Source organism: Candidatus Thiodiazotropha sp. CDECU1 (genome assembly GCF_963455295.1).
GTDB lineage: Bacteria > Pseudomonadota > Gammaproteobacteria > Chromatiales > Chromatiaceae > Thiodiazotropha.
On sequence record NZ_OY734020.1, the window covers coordinates 1,361,854 to 1,378,021 of the forward strand.

Here is a 16,168-nt window from a genome sequence, read left to right on the forward strand (position 1 = left end):
GTTATCAGCGTGCGCGATAGGTGATACGTCCCTTGGACAGATCGTAAGGAGTCAACTGCACTGTGACCTTATCTCCAGTGAGTATGCGGATGTAGTGCTTACGCATCTTGCCGGAAATATGGGCCGTCACCACGTGACCGTTCTCCAGTTCCACACGGAACATGGTGTTTGGCAAGGTCTCAATGACCGTGCCTTCCATCTCGATAAAATCTTCTTTCGCCATACGATAAATGCTCAACCTGTTAACAAAACCGGGCGGATTATAGCACAAGGCCCGGCTGGGAAACCCGCCATTATCAGTATATTTCCGCATATGGCAAGTGATTCCGTCCATTATTCTCACTACCTGGCTGTCGATCACTCCACCCTGAAGAGGATATTCCGCTGCCGGCTCCCGGCTTAACCCTGTGTCGCAACACAGACGAATCGCGACATGGTCATGGCTAATCGAACATTAGCTGCAAATATCTCTCAAAAAAACATGGGTTTAACCAAATAACATTAGGATTGGATGGAATTTGCACTGCCAATGTTTTGTAGACTGAGAGTGTATTGGATAGTTGGTAAACGAAAGTGAATTCTTTGCCTGCATAGAGGATCGGATTTATACGAAACATGAGGTTGTGACTGCAGATCTCATAACAACAGGGCAATCTGTTTACAGTTGGAGAGAGAAGATGAAACGCAACTACAATCGCCGCGAGTTGCTCCTCAACACAGCTTCGCTCGCCTCCCTCTCGTTGCTCCCCGGAGCCTCCCTCAGCGCAGCTTTGATTGAGACCCCCCGTCAGACTTCGGGACCTTTCTACCCAACCCGGATACCCTTGGACAGTGATAACAACCTGGTCGATGTGGAGGGCAGTGAGAGTCCCGCCGAGGGTCAGGTAACCCACATTTTCGGACGCCTGCTGGATACCAGTGGTCGCCCGATTAGAAATGCACAGATTGAGATATGGCAGTGTGATGCCTTTGGCTTCTACCACCACCCGAGGGATCGCGGCGGTGTTGCCGATGCCAATTTCCAGGGATTCGGTCGTACCCTTGTGGACAGCAGCGGTGGCTACAGATTTCGCACTATCCGACCCGTCGCCTATCCCGGTCGTACGCCGCATATCCACGTTCGTGTGCTAGGTATAGGATTCGAGAGCTTCACCACTCAGATGTACGTGGCAGGGGAGGCGGAAAACGATAACGACTTTATTCTCAACAGAGTGCGTAATCGAAAAGCCAGGGATTCGATAATCGTACCTCTTGAGGCGGCGCCTGAGATCGAGTCGGGGGCATTGGCCGGCAACTTCGATATCGTGCTTGGGCTCAGTCCCACCATGTAGTGGGATGAAGGAAATATTCACCGCAAATGGACGCGAATTACCGCGAATGGCCACAAAACCATTCCGACAACGCCGTCAACAAGATGTTATCAAGGGAGGCTTGACGATTAGTCTGCCAGGGGATTCTCTCCCTGCTGCCAACTTGCCAGATATTTTTCAAACAGATGGAAATCCTCTCCCTTGTGTTCGGTGAAGGTGACATAGATATGCTCCTGGGGTATCGCCAGGGTTCTGTTGATGATCGCCATAAAGCCCAATGCCAGGTCCCTGCGCTGCTGCAGGGTGCGACCGCTTCGAATGTCCGCATTAATAAGTGCAACGCCTTGTTCCGGCTCTTCCACGCGGCCGATTGAAAGATTGTAGGTGCCGAATTCACGAATCGAAACCGCAATGTGATCCATGCCGGTCTCCATCACCTCTGCAAACAGGGTGCGTACCTCAGAAGCAATTATCTGTTTTTCTATATCCGATGCTGTTTTGTTGATATCGAATTGTAGATGGGGCATTGGTCCTCCTCTTATTAACAGCAGTATTGGGTGATGGTTTTTTTAATTCTGAATGAATGAGTTCACTTCGTTCACGGGTTGTTGGTTCCCCCTCTCCCTGGCCCTCTCCCGCGAGGGGAGAGGGGACGTTCTTATTAGAGTGTATCCAAAGCTTCATGTCAGTTGGTAGACACGCTTTCTGTACAAGAGCAGCCTTGATCCGTGCATTCCCTCTCCCCTCGCGGGAGAGGGCCAGAGAGAGGGGACGTTCTTATAGAGTGTATCCAAAGTTTCATGTCAGTTGGTAGACACGCTTTCTGTTCAAGAACAGCCTTGATCCGTGCATTCCCTCTCCCCTCGCGGGAGAGGGCCAGGGAGAGGGGGATATTAAATCTTTGAGCGCAGCGAACACCGCAACTTAATAGCTTTTCAAGCCACTACTCAATTCTCGCAGCTACCACCGCATGACTGATCATGGTGGATGATCAAGTATGATTTTGAGTCTAGTCGCATTCAATTGCGACTTGGTTTTTATATCACCCTCCCTTAGGGGGAGGGTGTGTTGATGGCTACAGCTTTCTGATCTTTTCCAACTGCAGTTGCAGGGTTTCAAGGGCGCCTTTGCTATCCGCCAGTTTTTCACGCTCCTTGTCCACAACAGCCTGAGGCGCCTTGTCGACGAAGTTGGGATTGGCCAGTTTCTTTTCGATGCGCTCCACATCGTTCTGCATACGCCCGATCTCCTTCTCCAGACGCTTGCTCTCCGCCTCCTTGTCGATCAACCCGGCAAGGGGAATCAGTACCTTCATGTCGCCGACCAGTGCCGTGGACGACTCCGGCTCATCCTCACCTTTGGCCAGGACTTGGATCGACTCGGTGCGGGCGAGGAAGTCGAGGAAATGGCGATGTTGTTCTGCCAGTGCCTTGTCACGCCCACTGGCATTGGCCAGGATCACAGGCACCGGTTTGCCGGGGGCGATGTTCATCTCGCCCTTGATCTTGCGAATGCCGAGAATGAACTGCATCACCCAGGCCATCTCTCTCTCAGCCTCCTCGTTGATGAGCGATTCGCGCTGGGTGGGGAAGGGCTGGTGCATGATGGTTGCGCCATCCTGCCCTGCATCGATTACACCGGCGATGGGGGCAACCCGCTGCCAGATCTCTTCGGTGATAAAAGGCATGATCGGATGGGTCAGACGCAACAGGTTTTCCAATACCCTGACCAGGGTGCGACGGGTGCCGCGCTTGGCCGCATCCGAGGCGTTGTCGTCGTTGAGTACCGGCTTGCTCAGCTCCAGGTACCAGTCGCAATACTCATTCCAGGTGAACTCATAGATCGCCTGGGCGGCATGATCGAAGCGGTAGCCTTCGATGGCCTCCGCCACGGCCAGCTTGGTCTTTTGCAGGCGTGACATGATCCAGCGGTCTGCGGCGGACCGCTCCAGGGCGGCGGCAGGTTCGGAGTGCCCGGTTTTCACCCCTTGCACACCACAATCCTGCCCCTCCACATTCATCATGACATAGCGGGTGGCGTTCCACAGTTTGTTGCAGAAGTTGCGATAGCCCTCGATGCGCCCCAGGTCGAATTTGATATCCCGGCCTGTTGCCGCAAGGGCGGCAAAGGTAAAACGCAGGGCATCGGTGCCGAAGCTGGGGATGCCCTCGGGAAACTCCTTGCGGGTCAGTTTTTCGATCTTTTTCGCCAGCTGTGGCTGCATCATGCCGCTGGTGCGCTTCTGCACCAGTTTTTCCAGCTCGATGCCGTCGATGAGATCGATAGGATCGAGCACGTTTCCCTTCGATTTGGACATCTTGTCGCCATGGGAGTCACGTACCAGGCCATGCACATAGACCTCCTTGAAGGGTACCTCATCCATGAACTTGATCCCCATCATGATCATCCGCGCGACCCAGAAGAAGATGATATCGAAGCCGGTCACCAGTACGCTGGTGGGGTAGAAGTTCTTCAGCCGATCGGTCTGCTCCGGCCAGCCCAGGGTGGAGAAGGGCCAGAGGGCGGAACTGAACCAGGTATCGAGCACATCCTCGTCCTGTTGCAGGGGATAGTTCTCATCCAGGTTGTGCCGGGCACGGACTTCCGCTTCCGAGCGGCCCACATAGACATTGCCCTGGTCATCGTACCAGGCGGGGATACGATGGCCCCACCAGATCTGACGGCTGATACACCAGTCCTGGATATTGCGCATCCACTCGTAATAGGTGTTCTTCCAGTTATCAGGGACAAAGCGGATTTTTCCGCTCTCCACCGCTTCGATGGCGGGTTTGGCCAGGGGGGCGATCTTGACGTACCACTGATCGGTGAGAAAGGGTTCGATGACTGCGCCGGAGCGGTCGCCTCTGGGGACCATCAGTTTGTGGTCGTCGATCTTCTCCAGCAGCCCCTGTTGCTCGAGATCAGCGACGATCTGCTTACGCGCGTCATAACGGTCCATACCGATGTATTGCTGCGGGATCAGGCTGCCTTCCCCCTCGTCGTTTTTCCGTATCCCGGCATCCGCGGTGAATATATTGATCAACCCGCCATGGATCTGCTCGCTGATGGTGATCTCATCCCGATGACGCTGCCAGACCGCATAGTCGTTGAAGTCATGGGCAGGGGTAATCTTCACGCAACCTGTGCCGAACTCCGGATCCACATGCTCTTCGTCGGCAATGATCGGGATGCGGCGTCCGGTCAGGGGCAACTCAAGCAGTTCACCGATCAGGTGTTTATAGCGTTCATCGCTGGGATTTACCGCCACCGCACAGTCGCCGAGCATGGTCTCGGGACGGGTTGTGGCCACGCTCAGGTGACCCTGGCCGTTGGTCAGGGGATAGCGCATATGCCACATGTGGCCATACTCCTCCTCCGACAGGACCTCCAGGTCTGAGACAGCGGTGTGCAGCTTGGGATCCCAGTTGACCAGACGTTTTCCTCGGTAGATCAATCCCTCTTCGTAGAGACGGATGAAGACCTCCTTGACCGCTTGTGAGAGCCCCTCATCCATGGTGAAGCGTTCGTTTTGCCAATCCAGCGAGGAGCCAAGGCGGCGCAATTGACGGGAGATATTGCCACCGGACTCTTTCCGCCACTCCCAGATCCGTTCGATGAATCGATCCCTTCCCAGGTCATGGCGTTCCTTGTCCTCCGCTTCGAGCTGGCGCTCCACCACCATCTGGGTGGCGATACCTGCATGATCGGAGCCAGCTTGCCACAGGGTGTTGTCGCCCTGCATGCGGTGGTAGCGGATCAGGGTATCCATGATGGTGTTGTTGAAACCATGTCCCATGTGCAGGCTGCCGGTGACATTGGGTGGCGGAATCATGATGCAGTAGCTGCCATTGCCGGTCTGGCTTGGGGCGAAGTAACCGCGCGTTTCCCAGGTCTGGTACCAGCGCTGCTCAATGGCGTGGGGGTCGTAGGTTTTTTCCATGGATCTCGTTAATTGTTCAGCAACAAAAAGGGAGTATTATAACCTGCTTGATATGAAAAGCGTGCGCTTATCTATCGCCTGAAGTTAAGTAGCTGACAGGGTGGTCGGTAAATGGTATGAGCTGGTCCAGGCCAGCTCAGATAATAAAAGAGGGGAAAAGATAAAATGAGTCAAAAACGACATGTCTATGCATTTCACGAAGGAGATGGCAAGGACAAGAAATTGTTGGGTGGAAAAGGGGCGAACCTTTGTGAAATGACCCAGTTCGGTCTGAATGTACCACCTGGGTTCGTGATCAGCACAGAGGCGTGTCTCGATTACCTGGCCAATGAATCCAAGACCCTGCCGGATAATCTGATGGACGCTGTGCGCGTCCACATGCAACAGGTGGAGGCCGCCACCGGCAAGGGTTTTGGCGATGCAGGGAATCCGCTCCTGGTTTCTGTGCGTTCCGGTTCTGCGATGTCGATGCCCGGGATGATGGACACCATCCTCAATCTCGGTCTGAACAGCAACACCCTGCAGGGGGTCATCGAACAGACCGGTGATCACCGTTTCGGTTATGACGCCTATCGCCGCTTTATTCAACTGTTTGGCAAGGTTGCCCTGGGTGTGCCGGACGAGGCCTTTGACGAGGAGTTCGAGGCGGTCAAGCAGAACGCCCATGTCACCGAGGATGTGGGTCTCTCCGCGGATGACCTGGAGGAGATCTGCGAGCGCTTTCTCAAGGTGTTCGAAACGCATACCGGTAGGCCGTTTCCGGAGGATCCCTACGATCAGCTGGAGATCGCCATCAAGGCGGTATTCGGCTCCTGGATGGGCAAGCGTGCGGTGGACTATCGGCAGCAATTCAACATCACCCCGGAGATGGCCAATGGCACAGCGGTGAATGTCTGTACCATGGTGTTCGGCAATCGGGGTAACGACTCCGCCACCGGGGTCGCCTTCACGCGAAATCCCGGCACCGGGGAGAACAAGCTGTTTGGCGAGTATCTGGTGAATGCCCAGGGGGAGGATGTTGTTGCCGGTATCCGCACCCCGAAACCGATCGCCCGGTTGGCGGACGAGATGCCGGAGATGGCGGAGCAGCTCGAGGAGTTGCGCCAGAAACTGGAGAATCACTACAAAGAGGTACAGGACTTCGAGTTCACCATCGAGCGTGGCACCCTCTATTGCCTGCAAACCCGTAACGGCAAGATGAATGCCACGGCCATGGTGCGCACCTCCGTGGAGATGGTGGAGGAGGCGTTGATCGACCGGGAACAGGCGCTGCTGCGCATAGATCCCGCCTATCTGGAACAGATGCTCTATCCCAGACTGAACAATGAAAACAAGGCCGAACCGATCGCCCAGGGACTGCCGGCCTCCCCTGGCGCCGCCAGCGGCCTGGCGGTGTTCGATGCCGACCGGGCGGAGCTGATGGGCAAGGAGCAGGGGCAGAAGGTGATCCTGTTGCGGGAAGAGACCAAGCCGGAGGATATCCATGGCTTCTTCGCCTCGGAGGGCATACTCACCAGCCGCGGCGGCAAGACCTCCCATGCGGCCGTGGTGGCGCGGGGGATGGGCAAGCCCTGTGTGGCCGGGGCCGAGGGCATCAGTGTCGATGTCCAGCGCCGGGAGGCGGTGGCCCATGCTACCGTGATCCGCGAGGGCGACATGATCACCATCGACGGCAGCAGCGGCAATGTCTTTCTGGGGCAGATTCCCATGGTGGAACCAGATTTCACCGAGGAGTTGAACCGCTTGCTGAGATGGGCCGATGAAGCCGCCTATCTGCGGGTCATGGCGAATGCGGATACCGCCACCGATGCCACCCGGGCGCTGAAGTATGGCGCCATGGGGATCGGCCTGTGCCGCACCGAGCGCATGTTCAACGCGGTGGACCGTCTGCCGGTGGTGATCGAGATGATCGTCGCCGAAACCCCGGAGCAACGCCAGGCCGCCCTGGATAAGCTGCTGCCCATGCAGCGCAGCGACTTCAAGGAGATCCTCGAGGTGATGGCCCCCAGGCCGGTGACCATTCGACTCCTTGATCCTCCCATCCATGAGTTTTTACCCACTGAGCAGCAGTTGCTGAGCGATCTGGATGAGCTGCATCATCTGCGCAATTCGGTACGCGGCATGAATGTGCTTGCCGGCAGCATGATGTTGTTGCAGGACCCTGAGCACGCCAAGCAGGAGGCCGATTCTCTCCGCCATATGGTGGATGAGAGCCTGGTGGAACAGGCGATCGAGAAGAAACAGACCATGCTGCGCAAGGTTCGGGTGCTGACCGAGACCAATCCCATGCTGGGCCATCGTGGTGTACGCCTTGGCATCACGTTCCCGGAGATCTACAGCATGCAGATCCGCGCCATCCTGGAAGCGGCTGCGGAATGTGCCGCCAAGGATCTTGAGGTGCATCCGCAGATGATGGTGCCCCAGGTCTGCACGGCCGAGGAGTTGAAGCGGGTCAAGGTGATGGTGGATGAGATTCGCGCCGATGTGGAGAAAAACTATGGTCACAAGATCAACTTCCGCTTCGGTACCATGATTGAGGTGGTGCGGGCCTGTATGCGGGCCGATTCCCTGGTGGAGGAGGCGGAGTTCTTCTCCTTCGGCACCAATGATCTGACCCAGGCCACATTCTCCTTCTCCCGGGAGGATGCCGAGAACAAATTCTTACCCATGTATAACCAGAACGATATCCTCAAAGACAATCCCTTTGAGGTGCTGGATGAGAAAGGCGTCGGCAAACTCATGCAGCTGGCAGTGGATTGGGGGCGCCAGAAAAACCAGGATTTGAGCGTCGGGATCTGTGGTGAACATGGCGGTCATCCCAGTTCGATCGCATTCTGCCATCGTGCCGGGCTCAATTATGTCTCCTGCTCAGCGCCTCGTGTGCCGGTCGCCAGGTTGGCGGCGGCCCATGCCAGCCTGCTGACCCAGGCTTAGAGATCTGGATGCCAATAAGCAACATACCTCGAGAGGGCGTTGCTTATTGGCACCAAGGCCCTTCCACAGCATCAAGATATCGATCGGACAGTCGACATATTCCTATGGAAGCTATGGAAGTACTGGAGTGTGCCAGAATGAGTCTCTGCGGCATCCTTGTTGCGATTCAGAATTAAAATCGCGGCGAGCCTACCTTCGAAATATCCAGTTATTCGCAAGTCTTCCCAAGGACCTGTTAACAGGCCCTAAATCCCGGGATCTCCTGGGACCATCTTACAGCCAACCGCTGGAATTCGAGTGTATTGGTGACGGGTTATTTGCGCTTAAAGGAACATAGACAACGATCCATTCCAGCCTTGCTGATCTCTGCGATACTCTGGCTGGGTGTGGCGATTGCCTTTGCTGAAAGCATCGATCTGACGGATGAGGTAATCGCTTGGGCGAAACAGAATTTTGGTGATCAGGCAGGGGATCGGGTTGCATCCTGGCGTCGTTTGATGGTCGAGAATCATCAGGCCGATGATATCGAGAAGTTAAGACGGGTCAACGATTTCTTTAATCAAATTCCCTATCAATCCGATGCCGACCTGTGGGGTAAGGAGGACTATTGGGCAACCCCCTTGGAACTGCTGGTGCATGAGGGCGGTGACTGCGAGGACTACTCAATCGCCAAATACTTCACCTTGAAGGAGATGGGGGTGGCGGAAGATAAGTTGCGCATCATGTATGTTAAATCGGTTAAGTTGAATCAGTCCCACATGGTCTTGACCTACTATCCTCAACCATCCTCGATACCCAAGGTGTTGGATAATCTCAATCCCCAGCTGCTGTCTGCCAGCAACCGCCTGGACCTTACCCCAGTGTATAGCTTCAATGCCGACGGTCTATGGTTGGCGAAAAGTTTGGGTAAAGGGAAAAAGGTGGGTCCTTCAACCCGGCTCAGTCTATGGCAGGAGTTAAAGAAAAGAATGGAGCAGGAGGCAAAACGGTGAAAGAAAAATACTCAATGGACGGAGATGGATTTGATAATTTGTTTTCAATAGAACATCGATGCTGTCATCATCGATCGGTATAGGATGGAAAGCTCATGACATTGTCACGACAATTGATAATTTTGATCACTGTGTTGTTGATTCTGGTGTTTACCGGTACCTTCTTCATCAGTGTGCAAAATACGCGTGCCTATCTCGAGTCACAATTGGAATCCCATGCCCAGGACACGGCGACCTCACTGGGACTGTCGATTTCGAAGCACATGGCTGAGGGGGATCTTGCCACAGTCACATCCATGACCGACGCTATCTTCGATCGGGGATACTACCGTCTTGTGGTGATTCAGGATATGCAGGGAGAGCCACTGGTGGAACGTAAACTGGCGCTCACCCTTGAGGGAGTTCCCCCATGGTTTATCGAACAGTTTCCACTCAGCACGCCGATCGGCGAAGCCATCGTGATGTCAGGTTGGGTGCAGGCCGGTAAGGTGGTGGTACAGAGCCATCCAGGTTTTGCCCATCGTCAGCTGTGGGAGAACAGTGTGGAGATCTTCCGCTGGTTTCTGATCAGTGCATTGGTGGTGCTGTTACTGGGCGTATTCACCCTACAGCTGGTACTTAAACCCCTCAGGCAGGTGGAGCGACAGGCGAATGCCATTGTTAATCGGGAATTTCCCACCATCGAGAAACTGCCCAAAACCTTGGATCTGAGGCGCATCGTCCTGGCGATGAACCGGATGTCCACCAAGGTCAAGCAGATGATTGAAAGATTGGAGCGGTTGACCGAAGGTTTGCAGCGCCAGGCATCCCGTCATCCGGTGACGGGTCTTACCAATAAGCGCTTCTTCCTCAATACCGTCAACAACCTTTTACTTTCACCGGAGGAGTGTTCCACCGGCGTATTGGCGCTGATCCAAGTCGAAAAGCTCAAGGAGATTAATGATACTCACGGCTATCAGGCCGGGGATGACCTGCTGAAGCGGACCGCTGGCGCCTTGCAGGCGATCAATGAATCCATAGCCAAGGGCCATCTGGCGCATCTGACTGGAGGAGACTTCGCACTGTTTGTCGAGGATATGCATTTGGCGGATGCATCCAAGCTGGGTGAAACCCTCTCATCCGGATTGTCCGGTCTTGCCGATCCCAACCATGGGGAGAGCCAGGATCTGTGGCATATAGGTTTGGCCTCCTATGACGGTGCACAGAATGTCTCAGAGTTGTTGTCACAAGCGGATATGTCACTGCGTACGGCACAAAGCGAGGGTGCTAATTCATGGCATCTCTACATGCCGGGTGAGCTCGAGATATCCAAGGTTAGAGGGGGATCGGATTGGAAGTCGACGATCCTGCACGCATTGCGGGATGACAGATTCGTACTCCAGTTCCAACCGGTGTTTGCCTGCCGTGACAAATCTGTGCTGCATCATGAGGTCTATGTTCGTATCAGGGAGGAGGATGAGCAAGGCGGGACTCGGCTGCTATCCGCGGGCCTGTTTATCCCCCATGCGGATAGATTGGGTTTGACCCCTGAGATCGACCGGATGGTGATCGGTAAAGTGATTCAGCGTCTGCGCGGCGAGGCCAAGGAGAATACTCGATACACCATCAATATTTCACCTATCTGTATGAAAAATAATAGAATATTGGGTTGGTTAAAGCAGCAGTTGGCAGATAATAGGGATGTTGCCCGGCGCCTGATCTTTGAGATGCCGGAGTATGGCGCTGTTTCACAGCTCGAAGAGGTCAGAGCCTTTATCCAAGTGATCAGACGCTATGGCGCGGCCTTCTCCCTTGACCATTTTGGACGTAGCCAGAGTGCATTCGGCTACTTGAAAACCATCAAAGTCGACTATCTGAAGATCGATGGCAGTTACCTCAGGGAGCTACAGGCGAGTGCGGAAAACCAGTTTTTTATCCAGGCATTGGTCTATATCGCACACGGACTGGAGATCAAGGTGGTGGGAGAGGCCGTGGAGACGGAACAGGTCTGGGCGACTCTGCAACAGCTCAACCTGGACGGCGGGCAGGGTTACTTCTTGGCCAAACCTGAGTAATCGTTGCTTCTCGGCATGTCACTTGCGGTTTGCTTGTATTGATCTGCAACTGCACGATAATTAAAGAATTTAGTTCGTGTGACGCTAATCAATCAAAGGAGTTCGTCATCGTCGACGAGGAGTGGATCGCCAGGTTGGAATACTGAGCGAATCTGATTGCGCATCAAGATCTTTTGCTGCGCGGCATTAGGCAGATCGGTGAACATGATCAGATTCTTTTGGATGAGCAGTTCAATCAGATCCTCGACGATACGTATCATCCCTGAATCGGTCTCTGAGAGTATTTTTTTTGAAAGGGTTGTGGAGCTGTTGTTGAAGATAAACCCGATAACCTCATCATCGGTGGCATTGACTACTTCATCCGCATCTGCAGTGGGCGTATCGGACAGGTTGATGATATTGCCATCGGTATCGCGTTTAGCATACAGCATAGAGATTCCTAACAAGTGTCACAAAACAATCCATGTCAGATATTAAAGCACAACAACAGCAACAGGATGTAACGGAGGAGTGGAAACATCCCACTGATGGATCTGCATTTGATGATCCGCTATTGGATTGTCTGGTTTTTTTAACCCGCTATTATGGGCGTGTCCACTCCCATGATGCGTTACGCGCCGGGCTGCCCCTGGAGAATCATCGCCTGACACCCGAGCTTTTTCTGCGTGCTGCAGAGCGGGCTCAACTCAGTGCCAGGGTAGTCCAAAGACCAATAGAGAAAATAAGCTCCCTGGTGCTGCCGGCGGTGTTATTGCTCAACAACAGGCAGAGCTGTGTCTTGATGGAACGCAGTGAAGATGCCGAGCAGTTGACCGTTATGCAGCCTGAGAGTGGTGAAGGCACGCATCAGATAGCCTTGGATGAACTCGAGCAGCAATACTCGGGATATGCGATCTTTATCCGTTCTGAGCACCGCTTCGATGACCGTTCTCCCGAGGTTTTGAGACTACACTCACGCCATTGGTTTTGGGGGACACTGGTAAAATCATGGCGCATCTATCGAGATGTGCTGGTCTCGTCATTTCTTATCAACGTGTTCGCTTTGGCGAGTCCGCTGTTTATTATGAACGTCTATGATCGGGTAGTGCCGAACAATGCCATCGAGACCCTTTGGGTGCTGGCGATTGGCATAGCCATCGTCTATTCATTTGATGTGATTATGCGGAGCCTGCGCGGGTACTTCATCGATGTCGCTGGGAAAAAGTCGGATATCTTGCTTTCCGCGATGCTGTTCGAGCGTGTTCTCGGTATCAAGATGGCGGCGCGTCCGCCCTCGGTAGGCGCTTTTGCCAACAATCTGCGCGAGTTCGAAAGTATCCGGGATTTTATTACCTCGGCCACTGTTGTAACCCTGGTCGATCTACCCTTTGTTCTGCTGTTTCTCCTGGTCATTTGGTTTATCGGCGGGCCATTGGTGTATGTACCCCTGGTCTGCATACCCATTGTGATTGTGTATGGGATATTGATCCAATCGCCACTCCGGCGTTCGGTCGAAGCGACCTATCGCGCATCGGCGCAAAAGGGGGCGACACTGATTGAGTCCCTTACCGCTGTTGAGACAATAAAACATCTGGGTGCCGAGAGTGAGGTGCAGCGAAAGTGGGAGCAACTGACTGGTCATATCGCCCACTGGGGTGTTCGGTCCCGTCTGCTGTCAGCTTCGGTTTCCAATGTAGCAACCTTTTTCCAACAGATGTCTCAAGTTGGAATTGTTGTTCTCGGGGTCTATCTGATAGCTGAAGGAGAGCTCAGCATGGGGGCCTTGATCGCCGGTGTGATTTTGGTGGGGCGTGCCTTGGCTCCAATGGCCCAGGTGGCGAATCTGGCTGTTCGCTATTATCAGGCGAAGACCGCACTGGGTAGCCTCAACAATGTGATGGAACTGCCTATCGAACGACCGGAAGACAAATCCTTCCTCAGCCGGGAGCAGTTCCAAGGTGATATTGAACTGGATGATGTCAGCTTCAGCTATCCGGGTGAAGAGAAGGTGGCATTAAGAAATATCTCCTTGACGATATCCGCCGGTGAGAAGGTCGCAATCATCGGCAAGGTGGGATCGGGCAAGACCACAATCGAGAAGCTCATGCTGGGTCTCTATGATCCCGACTCCGGTGCTGTACGCATCGATGGTGCAGACCTGCGCCAGGTAGATCCCGCAGATCTTCGGCGCAGTATCGGTTATGTGCCGCAGGACATCATGCTCTTTTATGGCAGTGTCAGGGAGAATATTGTTCTCGGTGCCCCCTATGCGGATGACAACGAGATACTGGAGGTGGCAAAGATTGCCGGGGTGATGGATTTCGTCAATCAACACCCACATGGCTTCGATATGCAGGTGGGAGAGCGGGGTGAACAGCTTTCTGGTGGGCAGCGTCAGGCCATCGCCATCGCCCGTGCACTGCTGCTCGACCCTCCTGTGCTCATGTTGGATGAGCCCAGCAACTCCATGGACAACAGTACCGAGGCGCTCCTGAAGCGACAGCTTTCTGTGTATGCGAAGGATAAAACCTTGATCCTGGTAACCCATCGTTCGTCGCTGCTAGACCTGGTCGATCGCCTGATCGTTATCGATGCCGGCCGGGTCATTGCCGATGGTTCGAAGGAGCAAGTTCTTGAAGCCCTGAAACAGAGCCGTGGTGGTATCGCTGCCAAGTGAACGAAATAGAGAGTAGATTGGATCAAAGGGTGAATACTCAGTCTCAAAAAATAGAAGCAGGCATGCAGGCGGAACAACTGTCCTTCAAACCTGAAATGGCAGGTAACGGGGATAAGGATTTCATGGACGATAAAACTGTAGCGCTGCTGGTGCAGACACCCCGGGGTGGGCGCACCATACTATGGATGGTGTTTTTTATCTTCATTCTGGCCATCGTTTGGGCCAGCTGGGCTGAGCTGGATGAGGTGACAAGGGGGGTCGGTAAGGTAATCCCCTCCAGCCAGATCCAGGTCATTCAGAATCTAGAAGGGGGGATTCTTTCTGCTCTATATGTGCAGGCTGGCGACACCGTAGAGCAGGGACAGGTATTGATGCAGCTGGATGACACGCGTTTCTCCTCTTCCTTGAGGGAGACCCGGTTACAGTTCTGGGCACTGAAGGCAAAAGCCGCCAGGCTGCAGGCTGAGACCCATAATCAGGCATTCGAGGCACCTCCTGGTCTGGCTGGCAAATATCCAGCCCTGATAAACCAGGAACAGGGCCTGTTTAATTCACGCCAAAAAGAGTTACAGACCAATCGATCGATTCTGTCCAAGCAGGTTGAACAGATACGTCAGGAAATCAATGAACTCAATGTGAAAAGCGCAAGAGTGAAACGCAATCTGTCACTAGTCAATAAAGAGCTGAATCTATCCAAGCCATTATTGAAGGCTGGGGCAATATCTGAAGTCGAAATCCTACGCCTTGAAAAGGAGGTCAGTGAGCTGGAGGGGGAACTCGAGACAGCCAGTTTGACTATCCCGCGCATGAAATCCCGTCTTGAAGAGGCAGAGCAAAAGGTCTCTGAGATTTTAATTCGTTTTCAGAACGAGGCCCATGTGGAACTGAATGAGGTGCTTGCAGAACTCTCTCAGCTGCAGGAGACAAGCATAGCACTGGAAGATCGGGTAACCCGTACCGCGGTGCGTTCACCAGTCAAGGGTAAGGTCAAGCAGGTCATGATCAACACCCTGGGCGGTGTTATACAACCAGGTATGGAGTTGCTGGAAATAGTGCCTTTGGATGATTCCCTGCTGATTGAGGCGAAGGTCGGTCCAAAAGACATTGCGTTTCTCCACCCGGGTCAGAAGGCAATCGTAAAACTGACCGCCTATGACTTTGCCATCTATGGCGCTCTGACGGGTAAAGTTGAGCATATCAGTGCCGATACCATCAAGGAGGAGCACGAACAGGATAGTTACTATCTTGTACGGGTAAGAACGGACAAAACAGATCTGGGCACCCAGGAGAAGGCATTGCCGATCATTTCCGGTATGCAGGCAGAGGTCGATATTCTTACCGGGAAAAAGAGTGTCCTCGAGTATCTCTTCAAACCGTTATTGCGCGCTAAAGGCAGGGCATTGAGAGAACGATAAGGTGATGCAGTTATCGATCAATCCCAAAACCGATCAGTTGTCGAGTGATCGTACCAAGGGGAATGAAAGTCCCAATGCCGATGCTAAACGGCAGGTCATCCCCATGGCCAAAAAAATCTTACTGTGTAGTTCTGATGAGATAGTTGCAAGACGCTGGCATGAAGCACTGAATGGTGTGGAAAACCCATCGTCTGTCGCGACACCCGAGGCGCTGATAAGTAGCTTGAAAAAGGGCCAGACCGAGATTGTACTTGTTGATCTTGATCTATTTGGCGAGGATTACCAACAAATACCACAGCTACTCTGCCAACAGTTTCCGAAGGTTGCCTTCATAGTTCTTTCCGCAGCACCAAATGATGTCGAAGGGCTCTATTTGATCACTAATGGCGTCAAGGGCTACTGCAATCGGTATATTTCCCATGCACTTCTGCTCAAGGCCGTTGAACTGGTACGGATGGGTGAAGTGTGGGTGGGTCGAAGTCTGTTGTTCAAGCTGATGAGCAGACTGAGCCCGTCTAAACTGACGGATGATGGCAAGAAAGCGGACATCGAAGCGAAATTGGCTAAGCTTACCGATCGTGAAAGTGAAATTGCCCGTCTTGTGGGTGCCGGTGACAGTAATAAAGTCATTGCGAAAAAACTCGACATAACCGAGAGAACTGTCAAGGCTCACCTAAGCTCCATTTTTAGGAAGACAACGACTAAAGACCGCCTCCAGCTCGGCCTGTTGATCAATACTTGACCGCTGCTCCCGTCAGAATCATAAATATCCAATATATTCAATAAGATATGCATTGTACCAAGGTACAATAGGCAGGCCGATCTTAATCGACGAAAATTAGTGATAATAGGGTGATCAGGCACATC

11 protein-coding genes are annotated in these 16,168 nt (G+C 53.5%); 7 read left to right on the top strand and 4 right to left on the bottom strand.

Translation table 11 applies throughout. From position 1 onward, the window contains the following. Nucleotides 1–4 precede the first annotated feature (4 nt). The gene (infA, locus tag R2K28_RS06255) at nt 5–223 is read right to left on the bottom strand and encodes a translation initiation factor IF-1 (protein WP_108274096.1); all 219 of its coding nucleotides are present in this window, start codon (nt 221–223) and stop codon (nt 5–7) included. A 454-nt stretch (nt 224–677) separates the two neighbouring features. On the opposite strand from infA, the gene R2K28_RS06260 reads away from it, so the two are divergent. After that, nucleotides 678–1,331 carry a protocatechuate 3,4-dioxygenase gene (locus tag R2K28_RS06260; protein WP_316368501.1) on the top strand — a complete coding sequence of 218 codons (654 nt, stop codon included), beginning with the start codon at nt 678–680 and terminating at the stop codon, nt 1,329–1,331. Between the two features lie 107 nt (nt 1,332–1,438). On the opposite strand, the gene R2K28_RS06265 is transcribed toward R2K28_RS06260, so the two are convergent. Both R2K28_RS06265 and R2K28_RS06270 read right to left on the bottom strand, forming a co-directional pair. Further along, complete coding sequence (locus R2K28_RS06265) at nt 1,439–1,837, bottom strand: tautomerase family protein (protein ID WP_316368502.1); 399 nt, start codon at nt 1,835–1,837, stop codon at nt 1,439–1,441. Between the two features lie 548 nt (nt 1,838–2,385). Further along, the gene (locus tag R2K28_RS06270; protein ID WP_316368503.1) at nt 2,386–5,250 is read right to left on the bottom strand and encodes a valine--tRNA ligase; all 2,865 of its coding nucleotides are present in this window, start codon (nt 5,248–5,250) and stop codon (nt 2,386–2,388) included. A gap of 165 nt (nt 5,251–5,415) precedes the next feature. Between R2K28_RS06270 and ppdK the strand changes: the two genes are divergently transcribed. The 3 genes from ppdK to R2K28_RS06285 all read left to right on the top strand — a co-directional run bounded on the left by ppdK (nt 5,416) and on the right by R2K28_RS06285 (nt 11,230). Next, nucleotides 5,416–8,184, top strand: coding sequence for a pyruvate, phosphate dikinase (gene ppdK, locus R2K28_RS06275; protein ID WP_316368504.1), 2,769 nt, complete (start codon nt 5,416–5,418; stop codon nt 8,182–8,184). A gap of 305 nt (nt 8,185–8,489) precedes the next feature. Continuing rightward, the gene (locus R2K28_RS06280) at nt 8,490–9,176 is read left to right on the top strand and encodes a transglutaminase-like cysteine peptidase (protein ID WP_316368505.1); all 687 of its coding nucleotides are present in this window, start codon (nt 8,490–8,492) and stop codon (nt 9,174–9,176) included. A 95-nt stretch (nt 9,177–9,271) separates the two neighbouring features. Next, on the top strand, nt 9,272–11,230 hold the full coding sequence (locus tag R2K28_RS06285; protein WP_316368506.1) for an EAL domain-containing protein: 1,959 nt from the start codon (nt 9,272–9,274) through the stop codon (nt 11,228–11,230). Nucleotides 11,231–11,322: 92 nt separating this feature from the next. Here the strand turns inward: R2K28_RS06285 and R2K28_RS06290 are convergent, their stop codons facing one another. Beyond that, nucleotides 11,323–11,661 carry a hypothetical protein gene (locus R2K28_RS06290; protein WP_316368507.1) on the bottom strand — a complete coding sequence of 113 codons (339 nt, stop codon included), beginning with the start codon at nt 11,659–11,661 and terminating at the stop codon, nt 11,323–11,325. Between the two features lie 32 nt (nt 11,662–11,693). On the opposite strand from R2K28_RS06290, the gene R2K28_RS06295 reads away from it, so the two are divergent. Genes R2K28_RS06295 through R2K28_RS06305 form a run of 3 tightly spaced genes read left to right on the top strand, consistent with a single transcriptional unit; the run spans nt 11,694 to nt 16,043 of the window. After that, nucleotides 11,694–13,886, top strand: a complete 2,193-nt coding sequence (locus tag R2K28_RS06295; RefSeq protein ID WP_316368508.1) for a type I secretion system permease/ATPase — start codon at nt 11,694–11,696, stop codon at nt 13,884–13,886. A gap of 29 nt (nt 13,887–13,915) precedes the next feature. Then, nucleotides 13,916–15,301 carry an HlyD family type I secretion periplasmic adaptor subunit gene (locus R2K28_RS06300; RefSeq protein WP_316368509.1) on the top strand — a complete coding sequence of 462 codons (1,386 nt, stop codon included), beginning with the start codon at nt 13,916–13,918 and terminating at the stop codon, nt 15,299–15,301. 4 nt (nt 15,302–15,305) lie between these two features. Then, nucleotides 15,306–16,043 (top strand): response regulator transcription factor, encoded by a 738-nt coding sequence (locus R2K28_RS06305; protein WP_316368511.1) that lies wholly within the window; start codon nt 15,306–15,308, stop codon nt 16,041–16,043. Nucleotides 16,044–16,168 lie beyond the last annotated feature (125 nt).

What these genes read in the sequence shown, in the direction of transcription:
- R2K28_RS06305 (WP_316368511.1), top strand. Translation starts at nt 15,306, where the DNA reads ATGCAGTTATCGATCAATCCCAAAACCGATCAGTTGTCGAGTGATCGT.
- R2K28_RS06290 (WP_316368507.1), bottom strand. Translation starts at nt 11,661, where the DNA reads ATGCTGTATGCTAAACGCGATACCGATGGCAATATCATCAACCTGTCC.
- ppdK (WP_316368504.1), top strand. Translation starts at nt 5,416, where the DNA reads ATGAGTCAAAAACGACATGTCTATGCATTTCACGAAGGAGATGGCAAG.
- infA (WP_108274096.1), bottom strand. Translation starts at nt 223, where the DNA reads ATGGCGAAAGAAGATTTTATCGAGATGGAAGGCACGGTCATTGAGACC.
- R2K28_RS06265 (WP_316368502.1), bottom strand. Translation starts at nt 1,837, where the DNA reads ATGCCCCATCTACAATTCGATATCAACAAAACAGCATCGGATATAGAA.
- R2K28_RS06295 (WP_316368508.1), top strand. Translation starts at nt 11,694, where the DNA reads ATGTCAGATATTAAAGCACAACAACAGCAACAGGATGTAACGGAGGAG.
- R2K28_RS06260 (WP_316368501.1), top strand. Translation starts at nt 678, where the DNA reads ATGAAACGCAACTACAATCGCCGCGAGTTGCTCCTCAACACAGCTTCG.
- R2K28_RS06285 (WP_316368506.1), top strand. Translation starts at nt 9,272, where the DNA reads ATGACATTGTCACGACAATTGATAATTTTGATCACTGTGTTGTTGATT.
- R2K28_RS06270 (WP_316368503.1), bottom strand. Translation starts at nt 5,250, where the DNA reads ATGGAAAAAACCTACGACCCCCACGCCATTGAGCAGCGCTGGTACCAG.